This is a genomic window from Brevundimonas sp., from assembly GCF_035935935.1.
In the GTDB taxonomy this organism is placed as follows: domain Bacteria; phylum Pseudomonadota; class Alphaproteobacteria; order Caulobacterales; family Caulobacteraceae; genus Brevundimonas.
In genome coordinates, this window is sequence record NZ_DASYWO010000004.1 from 219019 (window position 1) to 242785 (window position 23767).

General features: G+C 69.4%; 23 protein-coding genes and 1 riboswitch. Of the genes, 11 read left to right on the plus strand and 12 right to left on the minus strand.

Annotation, left to right across the window (positions count from 1 at the left end; translation table 11 throughout):
* Window positions 1-1896, minus strand: a complete 1896-nt coding sequence (gene uvrC / locus VGR32_RS04475) for an excinuclease ABC subunit UvrC (protein ID WP_327448458.1) — start codon at window positions 1894-1896, stop codon at window positions 1-3.
* Window positions 1897-1918: 22 nt separating this feature from the next.
* Window positions 1919-2365 carry a DMT family transporter gene (locus VGR32_RS04480; protein ID WP_327448460.1) on the minus strand — a complete coding sequence of 149 codons (447 nt, stop codon included), beginning with the start codon at window positions 2363-2365 and terminating at the stop codon, window positions 1919-1921.
* A 150-nt stretch (window positions 2366-2515) separates the two neighbouring features.
* On the opposite strand from VGR32_RS04480, the gene VGR32_RS04485 reads away from it, so the two are divergent.
* Genes VGR32_RS04485 through VGR32_RS04495 form a run of 3 tightly spaced genes read left to right on the plus strand, consistent with a single transcriptional unit; the run spans window position 2516 to window position 4306 of the window.
* Window positions 2516-3268 carry an SDR family oxidoreductase gene (locus VGR32_RS04485; RefSeq protein WP_327448463.1) on the plus strand — a complete coding sequence of 251 codons (753 nt, stop codon included), beginning with the start codon at window positions 2516-2518 and terminating at the stop codon, window positions 3266-3268.
* Between the two features lie 3 nt (window positions 3269-3271).
* Window positions 3272-3643, plus strand: a complete 372-nt coding sequence (gene folB / locus VGR32_RS04490; protein ID WP_327448465.1) for a dihydroneopterin aldolase — start codon at window positions 3272-3274, stop codon at window positions 3641-3643.
* A 57-nt stretch (window positions 3644-3700) separates the two neighbouring features.
* A complete protein-coding gene (locus tag VGR32_RS04495; RefSeq protein WP_327448467.1) occupies window positions 3701-4306 on the plus strand; it encodes a hypothetical protein in 606 nt (201 codons plus the stop codon).
* Window positions 4307-4319: 13 nt separating this feature from the next.
* Here the strand turns inward: VGR32_RS04495 and VGR32_RS04500 are convergent, their stop codons facing one another.
* The 3 genes from VGR32_RS04500 to VGR32_RS04510 form a co-directional block, all read right to left on the minus strand.
* Entirely contained in the window at window positions 4320-4880 is a 561-nt protein-coding gene (locus VGR32_RS04500) for an HNH endonuclease (protein WP_327448469.1), read from the minus strand.
* Window positions 4881-4984: 104 nt separating this feature from the next.
* Complete coding sequence (locus VGR32_RS04505) at window positions 4985-5629, minus strand: trimeric intracellular cation channel family protein (protein WP_327448471.1); 645 nt, start codon at window positions 5627-5629, stop codon at window positions 4985-4987.
* Complete coding sequence (locus VGR32_RS04510) at window positions 5626-6267, minus strand: DNA-3-methyladenine glycosylase 2 family protein (protein WP_327448473.1); 642 nt, start codon at window positions 6265-6267, stop codon at window positions 5626-5628. The genes VGR32_RS04505 and VGR32_RS04510 overlap by 4 nt, the downstream gene beginning before the upstream one ends.
* 94 nt (window positions 6268-6361) lie before the next feature.
* Here VGR32_RS04510 and gluQRS point away from each other — a divergent pair, with 94 nt between their 5' ends.
* Window positions 6362-7216, plus strand: a complete 855-nt coding sequence (gene gluQRS / locus VGR32_RS04515) for a tRNA glutamyl-Q(34) synthetase GluQRS (protein ID WP_327448475.1) — start codon at window positions 6362-6364, stop codon at window positions 7214-7216.
* Here the strand turns inward: gluQRS and VGR32_RS04520 are convergent.
* From VGR32_RS04520 to VGR32_RS04535, 4 genes are read right to left on the minus strand one after another with little or no spacing between them, the layout of a single operon-like run.
* Window positions 7213-7872 (minus strand): aspartate/glutamate racemase family protein, encoded by a 660-nt coding sequence (locus VGR32_RS04520; RefSeq protein WP_327448478.1) that lies wholly within the window; start codon window positions 7870-7872, stop codon window positions 7213-7215. The two genes, gluQRS and VGR32_RS04520, sit on opposite strands and share 4 nt — an antisense overlap.
* Before the next feature lie 37 nt (window positions 7873-7909).
* On the minus strand, window positions 7910-8428 hold the full coding sequence (locus VGR32_RS04525; RefSeq protein WP_327448480.1) for a hypothetical protein: 519 nt from the start codon (window positions 8426-8428) through the stop codon (window positions 7910-7912).
* A gap of 10 nt (window positions 8429-8438) precedes the next feature.
* Window positions 8439-9584 carry a zinc-dependent alcohol dehydrogenase gene (locus VGR32_RS04530; protein ID WP_327448482.1) on the minus strand — a complete coding sequence of 382 codons (1146 nt, stop codon included), beginning with the start codon at window positions 9582-9584 and terminating at the stop codon, window positions 8439-8441.
* A gap of 55 nt (window positions 9585-9639) precedes the next feature.
* Window positions 9640-10656 carry a D-cysteine desulfhydrase gene (locus tag VGR32_RS04535; RefSeq protein ID WP_327448484.1) on the minus strand — a complete coding sequence of 339 codons (1017 nt, stop codon included), beginning with the start codon at window positions 10654-10656 and terminating at the stop codon, window positions 9640-9642.
* 85 nt (window positions 10657-10741) lie between these two features.
* Between VGR32_RS04535 and VGR32_RS04540 the strand changes: the two genes are divergently transcribed.
* The 4 genes from VGR32_RS04540 (at window position 10742) to VGR32_RS04555 (ending at window position 15778) form a co-directional block, all read left to right on the plus strand.
* Window positions 10742-11557, plus strand: coding sequence for a TIGR02587 family membrane protein (locus VGR32_RS04540; RefSeq protein WP_327448486.1), 816 nt, complete (start codon window positions 10742-10744; stop codon window positions 11555-11557).
* Entirely contained in the window at window positions 11557-11946 is a 390-nt protein-coding gene (locus VGR32_RS04545; RefSeq protein ID WP_327448488.1) for a hypothetical protein, read from the plus strand. The genes VGR32_RS04540 and VGR32_RS04545 overlap by 1 nt, the downstream gene beginning before the upstream one ends.
* A 16-nt stretch (window positions 11947-11962) precedes the next feature.
* Window positions 11963-12069, plus strand: a riboswitch (TPP riboswitch).
* 54 nt (window positions 12070-12123) lie between these two features.
* Complete coding sequence (gene thiC, locus VGR32_RS04550) at window positions 12124-14034, plus strand: phosphomethylpyrimidine synthase ThiC (protein WP_327448490.1); 1911 nt, start codon at window positions 12124-12126, stop codon at window positions 14032-14034.
* Window positions 14035-14209: 175 nt separating this feature from the next.
* Window positions 14210-15778: a reverse transcriptase domain-containing protein gene (locus tag VGR32_RS04555; protein WP_327448492.1), complete on the plus strand. Its 1569-nt coding sequence runs from the start codon at window positions 14210-14212 to the stop codon at window positions 15776-15778.
* 315 nt (window positions 15779-16093) lie between these two features.
* Here the strand turns inward: VGR32_RS04555 and VGR32_RS04560 are convergent, their stop codons facing one another.
* Both VGR32_RS04560 and VGR32_RS04565 read right to left on the minus strand, forming a co-directional pair.
* Window positions 16094-16783 (minus strand): DsbA family oxidoreductase, encoded by a 690-nt coding sequence (locus VGR32_RS04560; protein ID WP_327448494.1) that lies wholly within the window; start codon window positions 16781-16783, stop codon window positions 16094-16096.
* A 27-nt stretch (window positions 16784-16810) separates the two neighbouring features.
* The gene (locus tag VGR32_RS04565) at window positions 16811-17209 is read right to left on the minus strand and encodes a very short patch repair endonuclease (protein ID WP_327448496.1); all 399 of its coding nucleotides are present in this window, start codon (window positions 17207-17209) and stop codon (window positions 16811-16813) included.
* A gap of 41 nt (window positions 17210-17250) precedes the next feature.
* Here VGR32_RS04565 and ligD point away from each other — a divergent pair, with 41 nt between their 5' ends.
* The gene (gene ligD / locus VGR32_RS04570; protein WP_414642892.1) at window positions 17251-19842 is read left to right on the plus strand and encodes a DNA ligase D; all 2592 of its coding nucleotides are present in this window, start codon (window positions 17251-17253) and stop codon (window positions 19840-19842) included.
* Here ligD and dapF read toward each other — a convergent pair.
* Window positions 19839-20669: a diaminopimelate epimerase gene (dapF, locus tag VGR32_RS04575; protein ID WP_327448500.1), complete on the minus strand. Its 831-nt coding sequence runs from the start codon at window positions 20667-20669 to the stop codon at window positions 19839-19841. The genes ligD and dapF overlap by 4 nt on opposite strands.
* 58 nt (window positions 20670-20727) lie before the next feature.
* Between dapF and VGR32_RS04580 the strand changes: the two genes are divergently transcribed.
* Both VGR32_RS04580 and VGR32_RS04585 read left to right on the plus strand, forming a co-directional pair.
* Complete coding sequence (locus VGR32_RS04580) at window positions 20728-21531, plus strand: potassium channel family protein (protein ID WP_327448502.1); 804 nt, start codon at window positions 20728-20730, stop codon at window positions 21529-21531.
* A 60-nt stretch (window positions 21532-21591) separates the two neighbouring features.
* The gene (locus VGR32_RS04585; protein ID WP_327448504.1) at window positions 21592-23751 is read left to right on the plus strand and encodes a prolyl oligopeptidase family serine peptidase; all 2160 of its coding nucleotides are present in this window, start codon (window positions 21592-21594) and stop codon (window positions 23749-23751) included.
* Window positions 23752-23767 lie beyond the last annotated feature (16 nt).

Below are 23767 nucleotides of genomic sequence, written 5' to 3' on the forward strand. Positions count from 1 at the left end.
CTACCCCCGGCCGGCCGGGTGGAAAAACGCGTGAATGCGTTCCGCCAGCGCCCGGTTGATGCCCTCGACCTTCTCCAGATCCACCACGGACGCCCGGCCCACGCCCTTGGCCGAGCCGAAGGCGTGCAGCAGCGCCTTCTTGCGCCCGGGGCCGACGCCCTCGATCTCGTCCAGCGGATTGCGCTTGATGTCCATCGACCGCCGCTTGGCGTGCGCCCCGTTGGCGAAACGGTGCGCCTCGTCGCGCAGCCGCTGGATGTAATACAGCGCCGGCGATTTCAGCGGCAGCATGAACGGCGCCTTGCCCGGGATGATGAACTTCTCCAGCCCCGCGTCGCGGTCAGGACCCTTGGCCACGCCGACGGCCAGGATGTCCTCCAGCCCCAGCTCGTCCAGCACCGACCGCACGGCGGACAGCTGGCCCAGCCCGCCGTCGATCAGCAGCAGGTCGGGCCGTTCGGGCGCCTCGCCTTCGTCCTCTTCCTTCACCAGACGGCTGAAGCGGCGGCGCATGACCTCGCGCATCATGCCGAAGTCGTCGCCCGGGCTCAGCTCCTCGCCGCGGATGTTGAACTTCCGGTACTGGTTCTTTCGGAAGCCCTCGGGCCCGGCCACGACCATGGCGCCGACCGGGTTGGAGCCCTGGATGTGGGCGTTGTCGTAGATCTCGATCCGCTCCGGTCGTCCCTCCAGACCGAAGGCCTCGCAGACCTCGTCCAGGATCTTCCCCTGCGCCGAGTTCTCCGCCAGCCGTCGCGCCAGCGCCTCGCGTGCATTGGTCAGGGCGTGGTCCACCAGCGCCTTGCGGTCCCCGCGCTGCGGCCGCTCGATCGAAACGACCCGTCGCCCGTCGTTCCGCCTGGCCATCATGGAAAAGGCCTCTTCCAGCAGTTCCTTCTCGAACGGGACGACGTTCGACAGGATTTCCCGCGGGACCGGCTTGTCCTCGTAGAACTGTCCGAGGAACGAGCCCAGGATGTCGGCGTCCGTGTCCGACCGGTCCACGCGCGGGAAGTAGGCGCGTCCGCCCCAGTTCTGGCCGCCCCGGTAGAAGAAGACCTGCACGCAGGCCTGGCCGCCGTCCGCGTGCAGGGCGAAGACGTCCGCCTCGGCGACCCCCTCGGCCGACACCGAGTTCTCCATCGAGATCGCCGACAGCGCCCGGATCCGGTCGCGCACGCGCGCGGCCGTCTCGAAATCCATGTCGTCGCTGGCGGCCTGCATCTCCTTCGACAGCCGGCCGATGACCGCCCGCGACTTGCCACGCAGGAAGGCCTCGGCCTCGTCGACCAGCCCCGCGTACGCCTCCAGCGAGACCAGTCCGGTGCAGGGCGCCGAACATCTCTTGATCTGATGCAGCATGCAGGGCCGCGTGCGGCTCTCGTAGACGCTGTCCGAGCACGACCTCAGCAGAAAGGCCTTCTGCAGCGTCGTCAGGGTCCGGTTCACCGCCCAGGTCGAGGCGAACGGGCCGAAGTAATCGCCCTTGATCGTATGCGCGCCGCGATGCTTGCGCACCTGCGGCGCCCGGTGATCGCGCCGGATCATCAGCTCGGCGAACGATTTGTCGTCGCGCAGGACGACGTTGAAGCGCGGCTTCAGCTTCTTGATGAAGTTGGATTCCAGCAGCAGAGCCTCGGTCTCGGTCGCCGTGACCACCAGCTCCATCGACCGGGTCAGCGACACCATGTGGGCGATCCGCTGGGTGTGGAAGCGCCCCTGCGCGTACTGCACGATCCGTTTTTTCAGCGACCGCGCCTTGCCGACGTACAGGCACGTGCCGTCCTCGCCGTACATGCGATAGACGCCGGGCCTGTCAGGGGCCCGACGCGCCTCGTCGCGGATCAGCTCGGCGGCCTTCAGGTCGGTTTCAGGGGCCGGAATCGCCTCGGTCATCGTCGGCGAATATAGGCGGACCTCAGCCGCGCCGCACCAGCAGCATGCCGCCGATCACCATGGCCGTGCCTCCCAGCCGCGACAGGCTGATCGGCTGACGCGGCACGCCCATCAGGCCGAAATGGTCGACGATCAGGCCCAGCACGAGCTGCCCCGCCACCACCGCCGCCAGCGACGTGGCCACCCCCAGCTTCGGCGTGGCCCATGCCAGCACGACCACGAACAGCGCGCCGTACAGGCCGCCGATCCAGGCCCAGCCGGGCACCTCCCGCACCGCCTGCCCCTCCGGCCGGTGCTGCATGGCCAGTGCCAGCACCAGCAGTGCCGCCGTCCCCACGGTGAACGACACCAGAGCCGCGTTCAGCGGCGTGCCCAGCCCCTGCGCCAGCCGGGCGTTGGTCGGCCCCTGAACCGCCGCGGCGGCTCCCGCGGCGAAGACGGCGAACATGGCGAAGAGGTTGGCGTTCATTCAGTCATCCTTCGGCGTCCGACTTGAACGCACGAAGCGCCGCCGGTATGCCCGCCCGACCCTTCGGAGTTTTTTCCATGCTCGCCCTCTACGTCATCCTCGGCTTCGTCGCCGTTCTGGCCGCGATCAACTTCTTCGAGTTCGGCCGGGTTGACTGAGCCCGCCCGCGGGGTCGCGCTCGTCACCGGCGCGGCCCGCCGCATCGGGCGCGAGATCGCCCTGCGCGCCGCCCGCGCCGGCTGGGACGTGGCCGTGCACCACGGCTCTTCCGTCGAGGAGGCCGAGGCCGTCGCTGCGGACGTCCGGAACCTCGGCCGTCGCGCCGCCGTGTTGCAGGCGGACCTGACCGACGTCGCGGCCGCCCATGCCCTGATCGGCCGCGCCGCCGAGGCGCTCGGGCCGGTCAGCCTGCTGGTGAACAACGCCTCCGTCTTTCAGGAAGACCGGCTCGAGACCGTCACCGGCGACAGCTGGTCGACCCACATGGACGTCAACCTGCGCGCCCCTGTGTTGCTGGCCCAGGCCTTTGCGGCCCAGGCGCCCGACGGCGCGGCGATCGTCAACCTGCTGGACCAACGCGTGTTGAAGCCCGATCCGCGCTTCTTCTCCTACGCCCTGTCGCGCGCCGGCCTGCACTGGGCGACGACCACGATGGCGCAGGCGCTGGCGCCGCGCATCCGCGTCAACGCGGTCGCGCCGGGACCGACGCTGCAGTCGACGCATCAGTCGGCCGCCGAGTTTGAAGCCGAGTGGTCCAATGTTCCTCTGGAAAAGGCGGTGGATCCGCGGGCCGTCGCCGACGCCGTGATCTGGCTGGCCGTCGCCGTCCACGTCACCGGTCAGACGATCGCCGTCGATTCCGGTCAGCGGCTGGCCTGGCGCACGCCCGACGTGCAGGACTGACCGATGAGCGAAGATTTCCGCCGCGACGGCCTGACCGTCTTCGTCCGCGGCCTGTCGCTGGCCGCCGAGATCGGCGTCCATCCCCATGAGCGCGGCATCACCCAGCCGCTTGACGTCGACGTGACGCTGGAGCTGACGCCCGGCCCGGTGGAGCATCTGTCCGACACGTTGAACTACGAGACGGTGCGCGCAGCCGCGCTGGATCTGGTGGCCCAGGGCCACATGGAGCTGATCGAGACCTTTGCCGAGCGGCTGGCCCGAGCCTGTCTGATCGACGTCCGGGTCCGCGCCGTCGCCGTGCGCGTCGAAAAGCCGGGCGCCCTGCGCGGCGCCCAGGCGGCGGGCTGCGAGGTCAGGCTGTCGCGCGCGGGCTGAGCGGCGTTGCGCCTGACCGGCCCGCCCGGCATGATCGCGGCACTGCAAGGGTAGACGATGACCGACACCGGCGACCGCCAGCCTCCGAAAGATCCGACCCCGGATCACGATCCCGACGATCTGGTCGGCTTCGCCTCGCCCGCCTCGCTGGCCGGTCGTCCCCGCGCGCCGGAACCGCGGCCGGCACCCGGGCCGGACCCCGACCCTGCCCCCCTGTTCGCGCCCCCCGAGCCCGCAGCGCCCGAGCCGGTCGACGCCCGCGCCGCCTTCGAGCCGACGCCGCCCGCCGCGCCCGAGCCCGCCTTTGGCCGGCGCGATCGCGAGCCGGCGCCGGAGGCGCCGATGGGCCTCTATGCGATCTACGCCCTGATCCTGTTCGCCGTGCCCACGCTGGGCGTCTCCGCCGTCGTCGGCCTGCTGGCGATCCTGTTCGGCGACGCGCCGACGGAGGAGCCGTTCGCGAGCCACCACCTCTATCAGCGCCGCACGCTCTGGACCGCGGCGATCGCGGCCGTGGTGGGCGTGATCCTGATCGTGATCAACCTGGGCGTCTTCGTGCTGTTCGTGCTGGTCGGCTGGCTGGTGATCCGCGGGGCGTGGGGCGTCTTCCTGCTGACCCGCGGCCGCCCGGTGCCCAACCCCCGCGGCTGGTGGGTGGGCTGATCCGGGCGAAGCCTCAGGGCTCCAGCTCGATGTCCCAGTACAGGTAGTCCAGCCAGCTCTGGTGCAGATAGTTCGGCGGGAAGCGTCTCCCCGCGTCCTGGAGCTGCCAGGCGTTCGGCCGGTGCGGGGCGCGCAGGATCGGCATCCCCGCCTGGGCCGGCGTCCGCCCGCCCTTCCTCAGGTTGCAGGGGCCGCAGGCGGCGACGATGTTTTCCCAGGTCGTGCGACCGCCCCGGCTGCGCGGCACCACATGGTCGAACGTCAGCTCCTTCGTCTCGCCGCAGTACTGACAGCGGAAGTCGTCGCGCAGGAAGACGTTGAACCGCGTGAAGGCCGGCGCCCGATCCTGATCGACGTAGCTCTTCAGCGAGATGACGCTGGGCAGCCGGATCTCGTGCGACGGGCTGCGCACGACCTTGTCGTAGACCGAGACCACGTCGACGCGGTCCTGCCACACGGCCTTGACGACTTCCTGCCAGGGCCAGATCGACAGCGGATAGTAGGAGAGCGGCCGGAAATCGGCGTTCAGCACCAGGGCCGGCCAACCGGACGGCGGTCGCTCCGAGACCCGCATCTCAGGTCCCCGGACTTCTTCGGACGTGTGGGCGTGCGTGACTGAAGACGCGTCTCCTCCGACGTCTCCAGCCTACGCCTGATTCGACGACGCCGTCATGACGCTCAGCCGCGGGCCGGAAAGGCCGGCAGGCTCCACCCCTTGCGCAGGGCGCCGGCGCGCAGGCCGAACCCGAGCAGGGAGCCCAGTATCGCCGCCGGCCAGTCCCCCAGGCCCAGCCGCGTGGCCGCGACGTAGACGGCCGCCGCCAGAATGGCCGCCGACACCGTGATCTCGCGGCGCAGCAGGATCGACGGCTGGCCCGCCAGCAGGTCCCGCACAACGCCTCCGAAGCAGGCGGTCAGGGCCCCCATGACCACGCAGATCAGGGGCGGCACGCCCCAGGCCTCGGCCTTGGCCGCCCCCAGCACGCCATAGGCCGCCAGCCCGATCGCATCCAGCCACAGCAGGGCGCGGAACCGCCACTCGCGCGCGCCGATCAGCCAGACGGCCACCGCGGCCGCGATGCAGACGGCGACGTAGCGCCAGTCGGTCACCCAGAACACCGGCGCCCCGATCAGCAGGTCCCGCAGCGTGCCCCCGCCCACGCCGGTGATCGCGGCGAAGAAGGCGGCGGTCACCAGATCCTGCTTCAGCCGCGCCGCCGCCAGCGCTCCGGTGGCCGCGAACACCGCCACGCCGGCGAAATCCAGCACCGCCAGCAGCCTCTCGGGCGCGACGATTTCCGGCGTCAGAACGGTCGCGGTCATACGGTAGCGTCTCCCCGTTTCACCAGCCCGTACCACGCCCACAGCAGATGCGCCGCCACGGCGCGATGCGGCCGCCACGCCTCGGCCCGGGCATAGGCAGCCTTCGCGTTCGGGCGCGCCGCAAGGCCGTCCGCCCACTTCATCGCCTCCTGAAGCGCGATGTCCCCACCCGGAAACACGTCCAGCCGGCCCTCGCAGAACATCAGGAAGGTCTCGGCCGTCCACAGACCCACGCCCTTGATGGCCGTCAGCCGCGCCACCGCCTCCGCGTCCGACAGCCGTTCCAGATGATGAAAGTCGATCCGGCCCTCCACCTGCGCCCGTGCGATCTCGTGGGCATAGGTCGCCTTCTGGATCGACAGTCCCATGCCGCGAAGCGCGGCGACGTCTCGCGCCATGACGGCTTCGGGGGTCAGCACGCCGTCCAGCCCCTCGACCACGCGCTTCCAGATCGCGGCGGCGGAGGCCAGCGACACCTGCTGCTCCACGATCATCCGCAGCAGCCCTGCGAAGCCGCCCGTGCGGGCGCGCCATTCGAACGGCGGCACGACGGCGTCCGCCTTGGCCAGCGCCGGGTCGTCGGCCACCAGCGCGGCGCGCGCGGCGGTCAGATCGGTGGGCGTGGGCGGGGCGGGCATTGCCCCAGCCTTACGCCCTGGCCGCCGGCCCGCAAGCGTCGGCCCGCGCTTTGCGGACCTCGTCGCCCGGCGCGCGGACTGGCATCATCGCGGAATGAGCGCCTTCACCACCCGCTTCGCGCCCTCGCCGACCGGACGGCTTCATCGTGGCCACGCGCTGTCGGCCCTGACGGCGTGGACCGCCGCGCGGGCCGGGGGAGGGCGCTTCATCCTCCGTATCGAGGACATCGACCCGACGCGGTGCAGGCCGGAGTTCGAGGCGGGGGTCGTCGAGGACCTGACGTGGCTCGGTCTCGACTGGGACGGTCCGATCCGGCGGCAGTCGGATCATCTGCAGGACTATGCCGGGGTGGTCGACGTGCTGGGCCGACGGGGTCTGCTCTATCGATGCTTCCGTACACGGAAGGACATTCTCGACGCCATCGGCGACGCCCCGCACGGCCCGGCGGAGGCTGCACGACCCGGTCCGCATCCCGCGGAGGAGGAGGCGACGCTGCTGGCCGAGGGGCGTCCCTTCGCGTGGAGACTGTCGCTGGACCGCGCCCGCGCCGCCCTCGGCGTCCGCGCCTGGTCGCAGCTGGCCTGGGTGGAGGAGGGCGCCGGGCCGGACGGCGAACGCGGCCTGATCCCGGCACGGCCCGAAACCGCCGGCGACGTCGTGCTGGCGCGCAAGGACGCCGGCACGGCCTATCATCTCGCCGTCACGCACGACGACGCCCTGCAGGCTGTGACCCACGTGATCCGCGGCCATGACCTGTTCGAGGCCACGCATGTCCAGGTCCTGATCCAGGCCCTGATGGGCTGGCCCACGCCGACCTACCGACACCACCCCCTTCTGCTCGACGCCTCGGGCCGCCGCCTCGCCAAGCGCGACAAGGCGGAGACGCTGCAGTCGATCCGCGAACGTGGTGTGGACCCGGCGCGGGTGCGGGCGGAACTCGGGTTCTAGGCGCACTCCCTCACGCACGCGCGCGCCAGCACCTCGGCGGAGTCGACCAGCGGCACGCCCACGTCGCCCGGTCTCATGACCAGCGGAATTTCCGTGCAGCCGGCGATCAGCGCCTCGGCCCCGTCGTCGATCAGCGCCTGCGCCAGCGCCCGCATGTCGGCACGCCGATCCTCGCCAAGGTCGCCGGCCTTGATCTTGAACACCAGATCCAGAAACGCCCGCCGTCGCCCGACCGCGGGCACGACCGGCGTCAGCCCGCGCCGTTCCAGCTCGGCCACATACAGGTCCTGCCCTCCGGGCGTGGCCAGCACGCCGACCTTCGTCGCGCCTTGCCCCGCCGCCTCAGCCGCCGTCAGTTCGATCATGTCCAGGAACGGCGCCCCCGCCGCGCGGATGGCGTCGGCATGGGCGTGCGCCGTGTTGCAGGGCATGGCCAGAACTTCCGCCCCCATGTCGCGCAGCCGCGCGGCCATGGCCCCCAGCGCCTCCTTCGCGCCGGGCGGATCCCGATGCCGGTTCGGCACCTGCGGGTTCATGTCCATCAGAACGCGGACGTGGTCCTCATCCTCGCGCGCGGGCGTCAGCTCAAGGACGCGCTGAAGAAAGGCCACCGTCGCCGCCGGCCCCATGCCGCCGAGAACCCCCAGAACCTTCATTCGCCTCGCCCCGATCCGCCTGTCGCCTCATGGCGCGCTATCGGCGTCGCCGCGACAGTCCATAGCCGATCAGAACGCCGACGCCGACCACTGCCGCAAGCGTGCCGATCGCCGCCTCCCGCGCGCGGGCGCGCGGAACCAGGCCCATCTCCACCAGCGGGTTCGGCATCCGTCCGCCCCGCACGTCGTCGATCAGGCCTTCCACAGTGTCGACGCGATCCGCGGCCATCAGCATCAGCCAGTGGCCCCACTGGCTCTCGCTCAGCCGGAAGGCCCGCCGTCGCATCAGTCCGCTCAGGCCGCGTGGCGGCAGGGTGGTGCCGACCGAGGCCGGCCGCCGCTGATGCTCGACGGACTGCAGGATTTCGACGTCGGCCGTCTGCGTTTCGGGAGGCGTCCAGTTCATGCCCGGCCCGTCGTCGCGCGTACGGTCGCGCATCGGCCATGTCGGGTCATTGTCGGGATCCGCGTCCACGCCCCAGCCGGGCACCGTCGCCGGATCGATGCGCGGGACGGCCGCTGCGGCCGCGGCCTTCGCCTGATCGCTTTGGGTCATCGTCGTCTCCTCAGGCGGCGTTCGGGATGAGCACGGGCTTGATGCAGCCGTCCAGCTTCGACGAGAACAGGTGATAGGCCTCGGCGGCCTCTTCCAGCGGCATCCGGTGGGTGATGATCCCCTTGGGATCGATGCGCCCTTCCTTCACATGCTCGATCAGGCGCGGCAGCAGCCGCTTCACCGACGCCTGATTGGCCCGGATGGTGATGCCCTTGTTCACGACGTTCCCGATCGGCACGACGTTGCCCGTCGGGCCATAGACGCCGACGATGGAAACGACGCCGCCCTTCTTCACCGAGTTGATCGCCCAGTGCAGGGGCACGGCATTGCCCGCCTCCAGCTTCAGTTTCTTGCCGAAGACGGTGTGCCAGGCGTTGCCGGACGCGTCCGCTCCCACCGCGTCGATGCAGACGTCGGCGCCGATGTCGGTGATCTTCTTCAGGAACACCACGGGGTCGCCGATTTCCCGGAAGTCGTACACCTCGGCCGGGCAGGAGGTGCGGGCGAACTCCAGACGGTACTCGTGGTGGTCGATCACGATGACCCGGCCTGCGCCGAACAGCCAGGCGCTTCGGGCGGCCAGCAGGCCGACGGGTCCGGCGCCGAACACCACCACGGTGTCGCCCGGCTGGATGCCGCCCATCTCCGCGGCCTGATAGCCGGTCGGCACGACGTCGGTCAGAAGGACGGCGTCCTCGGGGTCCATCCAGTCGGGGATGATCGTCGGCCCGACGTCGGCATAGGGCACGCGCACATACTCGGCCTGTCCGCCGTCATAGCCGCCGGCGGTGTGCGAATAGCCGAAGATGCCGCCGACCGCCGTGGTCTGGGGATTGCTCTCGTGGCAGTTGCCGAACAGGCCCTGCTTGCAGAAGTGGCACTGGCCGCAGGCGATGTTGAACGGCACCAGCACGTGGTCGCCCTTCTGCAGCGTCTCCACCGCCGACCCGACCTCCTCGACCACGCCGCAGAACTCGTGCCCGAAGGTCGTCCCCACCCGGGTGTCCGGCACCATGCCATGATAAAGGTGCAGGTCCGATCCGCAGATGCAGGAGCGGGTGACCCGCACGACGGCGTCGCGCGGATGCTCGATCCGCGGCATCGGCTTCTCCACGACGCGCACGCGTCGCGGCCCGCGGTAATCGGTGGCCAGCATCTCGGCTCTCCTGTGCGAGCCGGTCTAACCCGAGGCCTGCGCGGCGGTTCCTACGTCAATTTTCGACCGTGCCGCCGTGACCGAGCGCCCCCTCCAGCACGCTCTGGTAGCCGAACAGCCCCTGCGCCCCGCCGGTGTGCAGGAACACCACCGTCTCGCCCCGGAACTCCGCGGTTCGCGCGATCAGGCCCTTCATCGCCTTGGCGGAATAGACGGGGTCCAGCACGATGCCGTCCGTCCGCGCGGCCAGGACCAGGGCGTCGATCACCCCCTGATCCACCAGCCCATAGCCTTCGCCGACGTAGTCGCAGTCGGCCACCACCATGTCGTCGGTCACCGCGTCCGGCCGGCCCAGAAGGGCGGCGGTCTCGCGCGCCAGCTTCAGGACCATGGCTTCCTGCCGGGCCTTGGGCGCGCGCACGCCGAAGCCCAGCACCGGCACGTCGGCGCCCATCACCGCCAGCCCCGCCACCAGTCCGCCGTGCGTGCCCGCGCTGCCCGTCGCCGTCACGATGCGGTCGATCGCCAGATCCAGATCGTCCGCCTGCGTCACGATCTCGCGCGCGCAGTCGACGTAGCCCAGCGCCCCGATCGGGTTCGAGCCGCCGCCGGGGATGACGTAGGGCCGGCGTCCCTCGCCGCGCAGCCGCGCCGCCTCCGTCTCCAGCTCGGCGTTCATGTCCGTGCCGGCGTCCACCGTGCGGATCGAGGCCCCGAACAGCTTGTCCAGCAGAACGTTGCCGTTGCCGACGTAGTCCGGCGCCGTCGAGCCCGTCCGGGCCTCCAGAATGATGGCGCACCCCAAGCCGTGCGCCGCCGCCGCCGCCGCCGTCTGACGCACGTGGTTGGACTGCACGGCCCCCTGCGTCACCAGCACGTCGGCCCCCTTCTCGAAGGCGTCGCCCAGCAGGAACTCCAGCTTGCGCGTCTTGTTGCCGCCGCCCGCCAGTCCGGTGGCGTCGTCGCGCTTGATCCAGAGATCGAGGCCCAGTTTTTCACCCAGTCGGGGCAGGGGCTCCAGCGGCGTCGGCAGATGGGCCAGGCGGACGCGGGGAAAGCGGGCGAGGTGCATGGGGGCTCCTTGGGATCAGGCGTCCCGCTTAGCACCGTGCCGGACGGGACGGGAGCCTCCGGCGCCCTTCAAGCGTTGCCGTCGGATGACCGCCGTCGCCGCCCCGCGCGTCCCGTCCGACCTCGCCTTCGCCCGCGATCTGGCGCGCGGGGCGGCGGGCGCCCTGATCTTCGCCGTGCCGCTGCTGATGACCATGGAGATGTGGGCCCTGGGCCATGCCATGGACCGGCCGCGGCTGGCGCTGTTCGTGGCCTCGGGCCTGCCGCTGCTGTTCGGCCTGTCGTGGTCGGTCGGCCTGCGCGAGGGCGGCGGCTGGCTGGACCACGCGCTGGAGACCCTGACCGCCGTGGCGCTGGGCTTTCTCGTCTCCACCGCGGTGCTCTTCGGCGTGGGGGCGCTCAGGCTGGACCTTCCCGTCGACGCCTGGCTGGGGCAGGCGGCGCTGCAGAGCGTGCCGGCGGGCATCGGCGCCCTTCTGGCGCGTCGACAGCTGGGCGCCTCGCGCGCGGGGGAACCTCGGGGCTATGCCGCCGAACTGTTCCTGATGATCGTCGGCGCCCTGTTCCTCGCGCTGAACATGGCCCCGACGGAGGAGATGCTCCTCATCGCATGGCGGCTGAACGCGGTGCAGAGCGTCGCCCTGCTGGCCGCGACCCTCGGCCTGATGCACGCCTTCGTCTACGGCGTCGGCTTCGCCGGGCAGCACGCGCACGACCGCCCCTTGCTGGCCTTCTTCCACTTCACGGTCGCGGGCTACGGGCTGGTGCTGCTGACCTGCCTCTACGTTCTGTGGCTGCTGGGCCGCACGGACGGGCAGGGCGCGCACGAGATCGCTGCGCTGGCCGTCGTGCTCGGCTTTCCCGCCGGTCTGGGGGCCGCCGCCGCGCGGCTGCTGGTCTGATGGCCCAGGCTCCGAAGTCCAGGGCGCGCGCGAAGTCGAAGTCGCCCCCGCCCCGCCCGCCGGTGCTGGAGTGGATCATGGCCGCGCTGGGCGCCGCCGTGATCCTGCTGACCCTGACCCTGCTGCTGAAGGACGCCAAGGGCGAGGAAACGCCGCCCCAGCTGACCGCCCACGTCGTCGAGGCGCGCCCCCTGGCCGACGGCTGGGCGGCCGAGGTCGAGGTCGTCAACCGCGGCGACGAGACGGCCGCCCGCGCCCGCGTCGCCCTGATGGGGTCCGAGGCCGAGACCGACTACGTCCCCGGCCATGGCAAGGCGCGCCTGACCCTGATCGTCCCCGCCGATCCCGCCGCGACGTTGCCGGTGGTGAAGGGGTGGTCGGAGCCCTGACGCTCCGCTATCGTCCGGCCGTTCTCCCGGGGGCGGCCTGAGCCGCTGAGATAGAGGTGTCCCTCTGACCGGCCGAACCTGATCCGGGTCATGCCGGCGAAGGGACGAGACACGCTCCGGAGCACGTCCGGAGTCTCACACCGCGCCGGCGGTCCCTCTTGCGAGAAGAGGCCGCCAATGAACGTCCACGTCCCCACCGCCGCGCCGGTCGAGCCCGAGTCCTCGACCCTTCCCTTGGCCGAGGCCCGCCGCAAGGTGGCGGAAAAGGCCGGCCGTGTGCCCGTCGGTCCGCGCGAGGGCGGACGCAAGGTCTACGTCTCCGGCGAGCTCTACCCTGACATCCGCGTGCCCTTCCGCGAGGTCGCGGTGCACCCCAGCGCCAATGAGCCGCCGGTGACGATGTACGACTCCTCCGGCCCCTACACAGACCCGGACGCGGCCATCGACATCACCCGGGGCCTGCCCAGGGTCATGTCCTCCTGGCGGCTGGACCGCGGCGACGTCGCCCCCGTCGCCAACCCGCGCGAGGTGAAGCCCGAGGACAACGGCCACGCGTCCGGCAAGCATCTGGCCCCCCGCTTCGACGTCAGCCGGCATCAGGTGTTCAAGGGCGTCCCCGGCCGCCCGGTGACCCAGCTGGAATACGCCCGCGCGGGCGTCATCACGCCCGAGATGGAGTTCGTCGCCATCCGCGAGAACCTGCGGCGCGAGCAGACCGCCCCCTGCGTCCGCGACGGCGAGGACTTCGGCGCCAGCATCCCCGACTTCGTCACGCCCGAGTTCGTGCGTCAGGAGATCGCCCGCGGCCGCGCCATCATTCCCCAGAACATCAACCACCCCGAGGTCGAGCCGATGATCATCGGCCGCAACTTCCTGGTGAAGATCAACGCCAACATCGGCAACTCGGCGGTCCTGTCCTCGGTGGACGACGAGGTCGACAAGCTGGTCTGGGCCACCCGCTGGGGGGCCGACAACGTCATGGACCTGTCGACCGGCCGCAACATCCACAACATCCGCGACTGGATCATCCGCAACTCCAGCGTCCCCATCGGCACCGTGCCCATCTATCAGGCGCTGGAGAAGGTCGGCGGCGTGGCCGAGGACCTGACCTTCGACGTCTTCGCCGACACCCTGATCGAACAGGCCGAGCAGGGTGTGGACTATTTCACCATCCACGCCGGCGTGCGCCTGCCCTTCGTGCCGATGACGGCGAACCGCGTCACCGGCATCGTCTCGCGCGGCGGCTCCATCATGGCCAAGTGGTGCCTGGCGCATCACAGGGAGAGCTTCCTGTATGAGCGCTTCGACGAGGTCTGCGAGATCATGCGCGCCTACGACGTGTCGTTCTCGCTGGGCGATGGGCTCCGCCCCGGCTCCATCGCCGACGCCAACGACCAGGCCCAGTTCGCCGAGCTTCGCACGCTCGGAGAGCTGACGAAGGTCGCCTGGGACCACGGCTGCCAGGTCATGATCGAGGGCCCCGGCCACGTGCCGATGCACAAGATCAAGCAGAACATGGACGAGCAGCTGAAGTGGTGCCACGAGGCGCCCTTCTATACGCTCGGGCCGCTGACCACCGACATCGCGCCGGGGTACGACCACATCACCAGCGCCATCGGCGCGGCCATGATCGGCTGGTTCGGCACGGCCATGCTCTGCTACGTCACGCCCAAGGAGCACCTGGGCCTGCCCGACCGTCAGGACGTCAAGGACGGCGTCATCACCTACAAGATCGCCGCCCACGCCGCCGACCTCGCCAAGGGCCACCCCGCCGCCCGCGCCCACGACGACGCCCTTTCACGGGCCCGGTTCGAGTTCCGCTGGGAGGACCAGTTCAACCTCGGCCTCGACCCCGAGACGGCGCGCCAGTACCACGACGAGACCCTGCCGAAAGAGGCGCACAAGACCGCCCACTTCTGCTCCATGTGCGGCCCCAAGTTCTGCAGCATGAAGATCAGCCAGGACATCCGCGACGCCGCGCGCGTCCAGAACGACGCCGGGGGCTCGCTGGCCGAGGCCGAAGCGGGCATGGCGGCGATGAGCGAGAAGTTCAGGGCCGGGGGAGGGGAAATTGAGGTGAAGGTGTGACGAGGGCCAGCTTGACAACCACAGGTGCGCTGTCCAAGCTTAGCCTATGTGCGAGGTGCGCTAGCCAGCGTCGGGAAAATCACTTTGCAGGCCTGCAGCGAGATTAGCGGGTCGCCCTTTCGCAAAAGAAGCCCTGACTTGCCGACGCTGGTGCCTCCACATTGGGGGCTTGAGAATGCAAGAACTCATAGAAGAAGCGCTTATCCGTAAGGCGAGATCGGCACTACGTCGGCATCACGCGGGAATAGCGACGAGCCGAAAGTACGCCTCCAAGTATTCCAAGCGGACCGGCCAGGCTCCCGGCGCTCCCCGCATTACAGACCCGAGTGCTTGGGGCCTGCATCCCCACTTCGATCCAAAATACTGCATCAAGCACTCGCGTTTCTTGAGTCGCACGATCTGGCGCAAAATTCAGGCTGGGGAGTATGAACCAACCCCCGCTGTCCAATACGAAATTGAAAAGCCGGGCGGAGGCGCTCGCGTCATCATGGCGTTCTCCATTCCAGACGCTGCTGTTGCAAATGTCGTCCATCGCGCCGCTACGCGAAGAAACATCAATATTCTTTCGAGCAACAGCTTTGCTTACCGTCCAGACAAGTCCGTATTTGATGCTATCATAAACCTCAAGCGCTCCGTTACTGGGAGTAAAGTTTATGTCGTCCAGTACGACTTTTCGAAGTTCTTCGATACTATCGATCAGGACTACATCTCGAAAATCATATCGGATCGGCGCAAATTTATCCTGTCCAACGCGGAGCGCACCGTCGCAAAGGCGTTCTTGCGTCACCGCTTTGCTCGCGTAGCAGATTACCCCGGCGGAACGTTTGAACAGCGAAGCGCGGGCGTTCCTCAAGGCAGCTCGATGTCCTTGTTCTTGTCAAACGCCACTGGCCACGCCCTCGACCTTTCACTGGAACAAATGAACGGGTCGTTTGTCCGTTTCGCGGATGACGTCGTCGCCGTCACTCAAACGTTCACTGATGCATTGCGTGTGGCCGAAGAGTTCCGCGCGCACTGCGCCGCGGCAGGCCTGCGGATCAACCGGGAAAAATCTCCCGGCATCCGCCTGTTAGGCGGAAGCAGTGAGCTTGAGAAACGCATCATGGCAATAGACGATGACGATATTGCCGACCTTAAAACAATTGATCATATCGACTATCTAGGACACCGAATCTGCCACGATAGGATTGAACTCCCTGACAAATCACTGCGGCGGATCAAGAAACGGATTTCATCCATAGTCCACAAACACCTCTTTCTTTACACGAGAGGCCCACACGGCATCATGGGTCAAAACAGGATTGGCGCGGATTTCTTCGATTGGGATTTCGTCACCTGCTTGAACGAGATCAGGAAATACATCTATGGCGGTCTCGGCGAGCGCCAGATCCAGCAGTTCCTGCTTCACAACCAGAAGCCACCTGGAATACGAGGGCTGATGGGCTTCATGCCCCTACTCACGAACCGTAGGCAGCTTGAGCAACTGGATGGCTGGCTTCTGAACATGCTGGTCCGTGCTCAGCGAGAGAGAGCCCGAGTAGCGACTGCTCATGGGTATCCGCTCCAACGACTCACCAGATCGCAGATCGTTGACGGTTCTTGGTATACATTTGGCGCAATCGCACAGGACTCTGCGGCCCCCAGTTTCGTGCGCGCTTGGCGCGCTGCACGGAAGTTTTATCTTAGATACGGCCTAATGGGGATCGAACCGCCTGCTTACTACTCGATGATCGACTACCAGTAGCGGCAGTGCAGGAGCTCAGCGGCGCTGGAACGCCTTTCTCACCGCCGACCTCGCCATATCGACGGATTGTTTTCGGACCGAAGCTCGGATTTCGGACATGGGTCCGAACGCTTCGCCGCAGTTCGAACAGGACGCCTGATCATCGTCGTCGACCGAGAGACTGGTCGGCTGATCGCACGCCGTGCACCGGAACGTGGCTGTGATTTCTCCGAGAGGTTTTGTCATTCGACTCGCTCCTGCTGAGATTCATCACACCACCGCTCGGGGCGATGTTCAACCTTTGTTCTGCAAAATTGGTATTAGGGCGCGACGCCCTCACCCCTCCCCTGCCATCCCCCGCAACGCCTCCTCGAACACCGCCGCCGGCTGGCCGCCGCTGATCAGCCACTTCCCCTCCACCACCACGGCGGGCACGCCGGTGATGCCGCGGGCGCGCCACAGGGCTTCTTCGGCGCGCACGTCGGCGGCGTACAGGTCGTCGGCCAGGACCTCGACGGCCCTGGCCCGGTCCAGCCCCGCCGCCGCGGCCGCGTCGGCCAGGACCTCGGGGTCGGTCAGGCGGCGCCCCTCGGTGAAGTGGGCGCGGAACAGGGCCTCCTTCAGCGCCCTCTGAGCCTCCGGCCCCACCGTCCCGGCCCACCACAGTAGCCGGTGGGCGTCGAAGGTGTTCCAGATGCGGCTGTCCTCGCCCATCCGCATCTGAAACCCGGGCCAGGCCTCGGCCGCGCGTTCGGTGATCATGGCGCGGTTGGCCGCCGACTGCTGCGGCGTCGATCCGTATTTGCGGCCGACATGCTCGACGATGTTCTCGCCCTCCGGCGCCATCTGCGGGTTCAGCTCGAACGGGCGGAAGGTGATCTCGGCCCCGATCCCCTCGGCCTTCAGCCGCGCCAGCGCCGCCTCCAGCCCGCCCAGCCCCACCACGCACCACGGGCAGACCACGTCCGAGACGAAGTCGATCTTCAGGGTGCGGGCGGCGGGGGCGGGGGGCGCGGCGTCGGTCATGGCGGACAGATGGGGGCAGGCGACGGCTCAGGAAAGCTCCGCCCGCAGCCGCGCCTCCAGCGCCGCGCGGTCTTTCGTCTCGCATTCCCAGACCGTGACCACCTTCAGCCCCCTGGCCGTCAACGCCGCCTCCACCCGCGCGTCGCGCGCCTGATTGCGCGCGAACTTGGCGGCCCAGTGCTCCGCGTTGTGCACCGGGGTGGTGGTCCGCCTGCAGCCGTGGCGATGCCAGAAGCAGCCGTGGACCAGCACGGCCCACCCCTGCGTCCGGTTGGCGAAGTCCGGCGTGCCCGGCAGGGCGCGCACGTGCTTGCGGTACTTCACCCCGATCGCGCGCAGCGCCTCGGCCGTGCGCGTCTCCGGCGTGGTGCCGGTCGAGCGCACGCGGCTCATGGTGCGGCTGGTCTGGGCGTTCAGCGGCTGCATCGGAAGGCTGAGCGATTCCGGAAATGGTGCGTTCCGCCCTCATGGCGAAGGGCGAACTGAAGACCTATCAGGCCAAGCGGCGCTTCGACGAGACGCCGGAGCCGAAGGGAAAGAAGGGCAGGGCGGGCAAGGCCGGCGGGTCCTATCTGATCCAGCGCCACGCGGCCACGCGCCTGCACTGGGACTTCCGCATCGAGGTCGACGGAGTGCTGAAATCCTGGGCCGTGACCAAGGCCCCCTCCCGCGACCCCGCGGTCAAGCGGCTGGCGGTGGAGGTCGAGGATCATCCGCTGGACTATGGCGGGTTCGAGGGGACCATCCCGTCGGGCAACTACGGCGCCGGCACGGTCCAGATGTGGGACCGCGGCACGTGGGAACCCCAGCACCCGGAGACCCTGTCGGACGACTGGGCGCGCGGCTCCATCAAGATGACCCTGTCGGGCGAGCGCCTGCAGGGCGGCTGGGCCCTGGTCCGGCTGAAGAGCGATCGGGGAAAACCGTCCAAACGGGCGAACTGGCTGCTGATCAAGGAGAAGGACGAGCATGCCGTGCCGGGCGAGGGCGACGCCAATCTGGAGATCGACGCCAGCGTGACCACCGGCCGCTCGCTGGCCGAGATCGCGGAGGGGAAGAAGAAGTGGACCTCGTCGAAGCCCGTGGCCCGGAAGGCTCCGAAGACGCCGGAGCCGAAGGCGCGCGAGGCGAAGCTGGGCAAGCCCCCCGCCTTCGTCCCGATCCAGCTCTGCAAGGTGGCCGACCACCCGCCGTCCGGCGCCGGCTGGGCGCACGAGATCAAGTTCGACGGCTACCGCGTGCAGGTCTCGACCGGCGGCGGCCAGGCAAGGGTCTACACCCGCCGCGGCCACGACTGGTCGGCGAAGTTTCCGGAACTGGCCGCCGACGCCGCGTCCTGGCCCGACGGCATCGTGGACGGCGAGGTCTGCGCCCTGGACGCCGACCACATGCCCGACTTCTCGGCCCTGCAGGCCGCCATCGGCGACGGGCGGACGGCGGGTCTGGTCTTCTTCGCCTTCGACCTGCTGGCCGAGGGGACCGAGGACCTGCGCAAACTGGCCCTTTCGCACCGCAAGGCGCGGCTTCAGGCCCATCTGGACCGCGTGCCGAAGGCGGCCGGCAAGCGCGTCCGCTACGTCGACCATTTCGCCACCACCGGTCAGGCCGTGCTGGACAGCGCCTGCCGCATGGATCTGGAAGGCGTCATCTCCAAGAAGCTGGACGCGCCCTACGCCGCGGGCCGGTCGGGCGCCTGGCTGAAGTCCAAGTGCCGCGGTCGCGACGAGGTGGTGATCGGCGGCTGGTCGTCCGAGGGCGGCACGCGCTTCCGCTCCCTGCTGGTCGGCGTGCGCGAGGCGGGCGGCCTGCGCTCGCTGGGCCGGGTCGGCACCGGCTACGCCCAGCCCCTGCTCAAGACCCTGCTGCCGCCGCTCAAGGCCGCCGCTTCGGACACCAGCCCCTTCGCCGGCAAGGGGGCGCCGCGGGGCGGCCGCGACGTCCACTGGGTGAAGCCGGTGCTGGTCGCCGAAATCGAACACGGGGGCTACACCGAGAGCGGCACCCTGCGTCATGCCGCCTACAAGGGCCTGCGCGAGGACAAGGCCGCCGCCGAGGTGACCGAGCGGCCGCAGGCGCCCACGCCCGCCGGGAAGTCAGGAAAACCTGACAGGGTCGCCGCCGCCCTGCACGTGCCCGGCGAGCCCGCGCCCGGCGGAAAAAGGGGCAAGCTGATCGTCGCCGGCGTGTCGATCTCCAACCCCGACAAGATCCTGTGGCCCGCCGTGGACGACCGCCCGGCGATCACCAAGGGCGAGCTGGTCCGCTATTACGAAATGGCCGTCGACCGCATCCTGCCGCACGTCGCCGACCGCCCCGTCTCCATCATCCGCGCGCCCGACGGCATCGCCGGCCAGAAATTCTTCCAGCGCCACGCCATGCCCGGCTCCAACCCCCGGCTGAAGCTGATGGACGTGAAGGAGCGCGCGCCCTACGTCGCCGTGTCGGACGTCGGGGGTCTGGTCGCCATCGGCCAGTCCGGCGGGCTGGAGCTGCATCCCTGGGGCTGCGCCCCTGACGATCCGGAGACGCCGGAGCAGATCACCTTCGACCTCGACCCCGACGAGGGCCTCGACTTCGCCGACGTCATCGCCGCCGCGAAGGTGATGAAGAAGGAGCTCGAGGCGCTGGGCCTCAACCCCTTCGTCAAGACCACGGGGGGCAAGGGCCTGCACGTCGTCGTGCCGATCCGGACCGACGCCCGCAGCCGCATCGAATGGGATCAGTGCAAGGCCTTCGCCAAGGAGGTCTGCGAGCGCGTCCGCAGGGACCAGCCCGACCGCTTCACCACCACCATCGCCAAGAAGGCGCGAGGCGGGAAGATCTTCCTCGACTACCTGCGCAACGGCCGCATGGCGACCGCCGTCGCCCCCTGGTCGCCCCGCGCGCGGCCGGGCGCGGGCGTCGCCTTCCCGCTGTCGTGGGGGCAGGTCAAATCCGGCCTGGACCCGCGCGCCTTCACCCTCCACGACGCCGCCGCCCTCCTCAAGAAACCCGACCCCTGGCCCGACTTCCGCGCGGGCGCGGTCAGCCTCAGGCCGATCCTGAAGAAGGTGCTCTAGAGCGTACCCGTCCCCTCCACCTCGACCGGCCCGGTCATCATCACGTGACCCGTCGCCTCGTCCCAGGCGATCTCCAGCTCGCCGCCGTCCACGGCGACCGTCGCGGCGCGCTCCGTCAGCCCTCTGCGCGCGCAGGCGACCAGGGCGGCGCAGGCGCCGGTGCCGCACGCCAGGGTCAGGCCCGCGCCGCGCTCCCACACCCTCAGCCGGATGCGGTCCCGCGCCTCGACGTGGGCGAAGCCGACGTTGACGCCCTCGGGGAACAGGGGGTGGTGCTCGATCAGCGATCCGGTCGCCCGCACGAAGGCGTCGTCCGGCACATGATCGATGAAGAAGACCACGTGCGGATTGCCCATGCTGACCGCGCCCGGCGTGTGCAGCACCGGCGCGTCGATCGGCCCGACCTGCAGCTCGATGCCGCGCGTGTCCATTTCCTCGGCCAGCGGCACGTCGCGCCAGTCCAGCCGCGGCGGTCCCATGTCCACGGTCACGCGGCGCGGCCCGGCGCGGGTGGCCGTCGTCCGCCCGCCCAGGGTGTCGATGGCGACCGCGTCGCGACCGCTGGCCTCCATCAGCATCCAGCCGACGCAGCGCAGGGCGTTGCCGCAGGTCTCGACCGGGCCGCCGTCGGCGTTCCACACGCGCATGAAGGCGTCGGCGTGGGCGGAAGGCTCGATGGCGATCAGCTGGTCGCAGCCCTGTCCGGTCGCGCGGTCGGCGATCGCCCGCGCCTCCGCCTGCGTCGGCGCGAACGGACGTGACAGCGCGTCGACGACGACGAAGTCGTTTCCGCAGCCGTTCATCTTGACGAAGGGACGCCCGCTCATGCCGGGGATATAGAGCGCGGCGGTTTCCGATGCGAGCGACGCGCGTTATGCCCGGACGATGACCAAGGCCGAGCCCGCGCCCCGGAATGAAGGCTTCCGCCTGAGGCCGCGCCTGCGGGCCCTGTATCACGGCACGTCGACGACGGCGGTGCGCTTCCGCCTGGCCGTGCTGGTCGTCGATCTGGCCATCGTGGCCTTCTTCATCGCGGCGCCGCTGCTGCGGCACCAGCCCATCGCCTTCTACGTCGTCGACTACGTCATCGCCTTCATCCTCGCGGCCGACCTGACGGCGCGGGCGCTCTGCTATTCCGATCTGAAGGACTGGCTGAAGAAGCCGATCGTCTGGATGGACCTGTTCATCCTGGCGACGCTGCTGTTCCCGGCCTGGCTGTTCAACCTCGGCTTCCTGCGCGTGCTGCGGCTCTGGACCCTGATCAACTCGGACTTCTTCTGGCGCACCGTCGGCCGCCGCTACGACGACACGCGGGTGGAGGAGATCACCAAGTCGATGACGGCCCTGATCACCTTCGTCTTCGTGGCCACCGGCTTCGTCTACACCTTCTTCCTCGAGAAGGCGGAAGGCATGATCGGCTGGATCGACGCCCTGTATTTCACCGTCACCAGCCTGACGACCACGGGCTACGGCGACATCCTGCTGCCCGGGGCGTGGGGCCGGATCGTCTCGATCGCCATCATGCTCATGGGGGTGACCCTGTTCGTCCGGCTGGGCCAGACCCTGCTGCGGCCGCACAAGGTCCGCTATCCCTGCGACCGCTGCGGCCTGCAGGTGCATGACCCGGACGCCGTCCACTGCAAGGCCTGCGGCAATCTGCTGTGCATCCCGGACGAGGGGAACCACTGATCGCGGCTTGCCGCCGGGCCTCGCGTCCTTAAGGTGCGCCCCAGTTCCGGGGAGACCTTCATGATCAAAACCAGGCTCGCGCTGCTCGCCATGACCACCGCCTTCATCCTGCCCGCCGCCGCGCCCGCCCTTGCGCAGGAGGCGGCCGCCGCCGGCTTCGCCCAGACCGACGCCGCCGACCCGTACCTGTGGCTGGAGGAGGTCGAGGGCGAGCGCGCCATGGCCTGGGTCAAGGCGCAGAACGAGACCAGCCTCGGAACGCTGCAGGGCGACCCCCGCTACCAGGGCCTCCACGACCAGGCGCTGGCCATCCTCGAGGCCCGCGACCGCATCCCGGCGCCGGGCTTCGCCATGGGGCTGGAGGGCGAGGCGCAGGGAATTTCCAACTTCTGGCAGGACGGCACGAACGTGCGCGGCCTGTGGCGGATGACCACCGTCGACGGCTACCTGGGCGACCAGACGCAATGGACGACAATCATCGACGTCGACGCCCTGTCGAAGGCCGAGAACGCCAACTGGGTCTGGCGCGGCGCCAACTGCCTGTCGCCTGCGGAGACCCGTTGCCTCGTCACCCTGTCCGACGGCGGCAAGGACGCGGTCACGGTGCGCGAGTTCGACCGGTCGACCCGCACCTTCGTCGATGGAGGCTTCGTCCTGCCCGAGTCCAAGGGCGGCGCGACCTGGATCGACGAAAACACCCTGCTGATCTCGCGCGACTTCGGGCCCGGCACGCTGACGGACTCCGGCTATCCCATGGTGGTCAAGCGCTGGACGCGCGGCACGCCGATGGATCAGGCGGTCGAGGTCTTCCGCGGCCGGCAGACGGACGTCTCCGCCTCGGGCTTCACCCTGCGCGACGCCGACGGCGCGCTGCGGGCGACGTTGATCAACCGCGGCGTGACCTTCTACGAGACCGAGACCTACGTCCTGAACGACGACGGCACGACGACGAAACTGCCGCTGCCGGCCAAGTCGTCGATCTCGGGCTTCGTCGGCGGCAAGGTCATCATGACGCTGGAGCAGGACTGGAGCCACGGCGGACGCGACTTCAGGACCGGAGATCTGGTGGCCTGGGATCTGGACGGCCTGCTGGGCCGCACCCAGGCGCCGGTCGAACTCATCCTGCGCCCGACCGAACGTCAGGCCATCGAGGGCGTCGCCAACACCCGCAATCGCGTGGTCGTGGCGCTGTACGACAATGTCCGCGGCGGTCTGGTCTCGTATGCTCCCGACCGGAACGGCGGCTGGACCGCGACGAGGGTCGATCTGCCGGAGAACGTGTCCGTCAATCTGGGCTCGGCCTCCGATCAGGACGACCGCGTCTTCGCCTCGGTGTCCGGCTATCTGACGCCCCAGTCGCTGTGGCTGGTCGACGCCGCGACCGGGCAGGCGCGCAGCGTCAAGTCGCTGCCGGCCAAGTTCGACGCCACGGGGCTGGAGGTCCGCCAGTTCGAGGCGACCAGCGCCGACGGCACGAAGATCCCGTACTTCGTGGTGGGCCGCGAGGCCATCCCGACCGACGGATCGAACCCGACGCTGCTGTACGGCTACGGCGGCTTCCAGTCGTCGCTGCTGCCCGGCTATTCGGCCAACGTCGGCAAGCTGTGGCTGGAGCGCGGCGGCGTCTACGTCGTCGCCAACACCCGCGGCGGCGGCGAGTTCGGGCCCAGCTGGCACCAGTCGGCGCTGCAGCAGAACCGCCAGCGCGCGCATGAGGACTTCCAGGCCGTGGCGCTGGACCTGATCGCCCGGGGCATCACCAGCCCGCGTCGTCTCGGCGTCATGGGCGGCTCGCAGGGCGGCCTGTTCATGGGCGCCATGCTGACCCAGCGCCCGGACCTGATCAACGCGGCCGTCATCCAGGTGCCGCTGTTCGACATGCTGCGCTTCCACAAGCTGCTGGCCGGCGCCTCGTGGATCGCGGAGTACGGCAACCCGGACGTCCCGACCGAGCGCGAGTGGATCGCGGCCTACTCGCCGTACCAGAACCTGCGCGCGGGCCAGCCCTATCCGCAGGTCTTCATCCATACCTCCACCAAGGACGACCGCGTGCACCCCGGCCATGCCCGCAAGGCCGCGGCCCGGATGCAGGAGCTGGGCTACGACGTCCTGTTCTATGAGAACACCGACGGCGGCCACGCCGCCGGCGCCAACCTGCGCGAGACGGCCCGGCGTCTGGCGCTGGAATACACCTATCTGACGCGGCGGCTGATGGATTGAGCCCGGTAAGGTCTCC

Bases quoted from the DNA above. Each gene is read 5' to 3' on its own strand.
- VGR32_RS04520 (WP_327448478.1), bottom strand. From the start codon at position 7,872: ATGAAGGTTCTGGGGGTTCTCGGCGGCATGGGGCCGGCGGCGACGGTG.
- VGR32_RS04560 (WP_327448494.1), bottom strand. From the start codon at position 16,783: ATGACCGACGCCGCGCCCCCCGCCCCCGCCGCCCGCACCCTGAAGATC.
- VGR32_RS04545 (WP_327448488.1), top strand. From the start codon at position 11,557: ATGGCCCAGGCTCCGAAGTCCAGGGCGCGCGCGAAGTCGAAGTCGCCC.
- VGR32_RS04500 (WP_327448469.1), bottom strand. From the start codon at position 4,880: ATGCGGGTCTCGGAGCGACCGCCGTCCGGTTGGCCGGCCCTGGTGCTG.
- ligD (WP_414642892.1), top strand. From the start codon at position 17,251: ATGGCGAAGGGCGAACTGAAGACCTATCAGGCCAAGCGGCGCTTCGAC.
- VGR32_RS04505 (WP_327448471.1), bottom strand. From the start codon at position 5,629: ATGACCGCGACCGTTCTGACGCCGGAAATCGTCGCGCCCGAGAGGCTG.
- VGR32_RS04480 (WP_327448460.1), bottom strand. From the start codon at position 2,365: ATGAACGCCAACCTCTTCGCCATGTTCGCCGTCTTCGCCGCGGGAGCC.
- VGR32_RS04510 (WP_327448473.1), bottom strand. From the start codon at position 6,267: ATGCCCGCCCCGCCCACGCCCACCGATCTGACCGCCGCGCGCGCCGCG.
- dapF (WP_327448500.1), bottom strand. From the start codon at position 20,669: ATGAGCGGGCGTCCCTTCGTCAAGATGAACGGCTGCGGAAACGACTTC.
- VGR32_RS04535 (WP_327448484.1), bottom strand. From the start codon at position 10,656: ATGCACCTCGCCCGCTTTCCCCGCGTCCGCCTGGCCCATCTGCCGACG.
- uvrC (WP_327448458.1), bottom strand. From the start codon at position 1,896: ATGACCGAGGCGATTCCGGCCCCTGAAACCGACCTGAAGGCCGCCGAG.
- folB (WP_327448465.1), top strand. From the start codon at position 3,272: ATGAGCGAAGATTTCCGCCGCGACGGCCTGACCGTCTTCGTCCGCGGC.
- gluQRS (WP_327448475.1), top strand. From the start codon at position 6,362: ATGAGCGCCTTCACCACCCGCTTCGCGCCCTCGCCGACCGGACGGCTT.
- VGR32_RS04530 (WP_327448482.1), bottom strand. From the start codon at position 9,584: ATGCTGGCCACCGATTACCGCGGGCCGCGACGCGTGCGCGTCGTGGAG.
- VGR32_RS04555 (WP_327448492.1), top strand. From the start codon at position 14,210: ATGCAAGAACTCATAGAAGAAGCGCTTATCCGTAAGGCGAGATCGGCA.
- VGR32_RS04495 (WP_327448467.1), top strand. From the start codon at position 3,701: ATGACCGACACCGGCGACCGCCAGCCTCCGAAAGATCCGACCCCGGAT.
- thiC (WP_327448490.1), top strand. From the start codon at position 12,124: ATGAACGTCCACGTCCCCACCGCCGCGCCGGTCGAGCCCGAGTCCTCG.
- VGR32_RS04565 (WP_327448496.1), bottom strand. From the start codon at position 17,209: ATGCAGCCGCTGAACGCCCAGACCAGCCGCACCATGAGCCGCGTGCGC.
- VGR32_RS04540 (WP_327448486.1), top strand. From the start codon at position 10,742: ATGACCGCCGTCGCCGCCCCGCGCGTCCCGTCCGACCTCGCCTTCGCC.
- VGR32_RS04525 (WP_327448480.1), bottom strand. From the start codon at position 8,428: ATGACCCAAAGCGATCAGGCGAAGGCCGCGGCCGCAGCGGCCGTCCCG.
- VGR32_RS04580 (WP_327448502.1), top strand. From the start codon at position 20,728: ATGACCAAGGCCGAGCCCGCGCCCCGGAATGAAGGCTTCCGCCTGAGG.
- VGR32_RS04585 (WP_327448504.1), top strand. From the start codon at position 21,592: ATGATCAAAACCAGGCTCGCGCTGCTCGCCATGACCACCGCCTTCATC.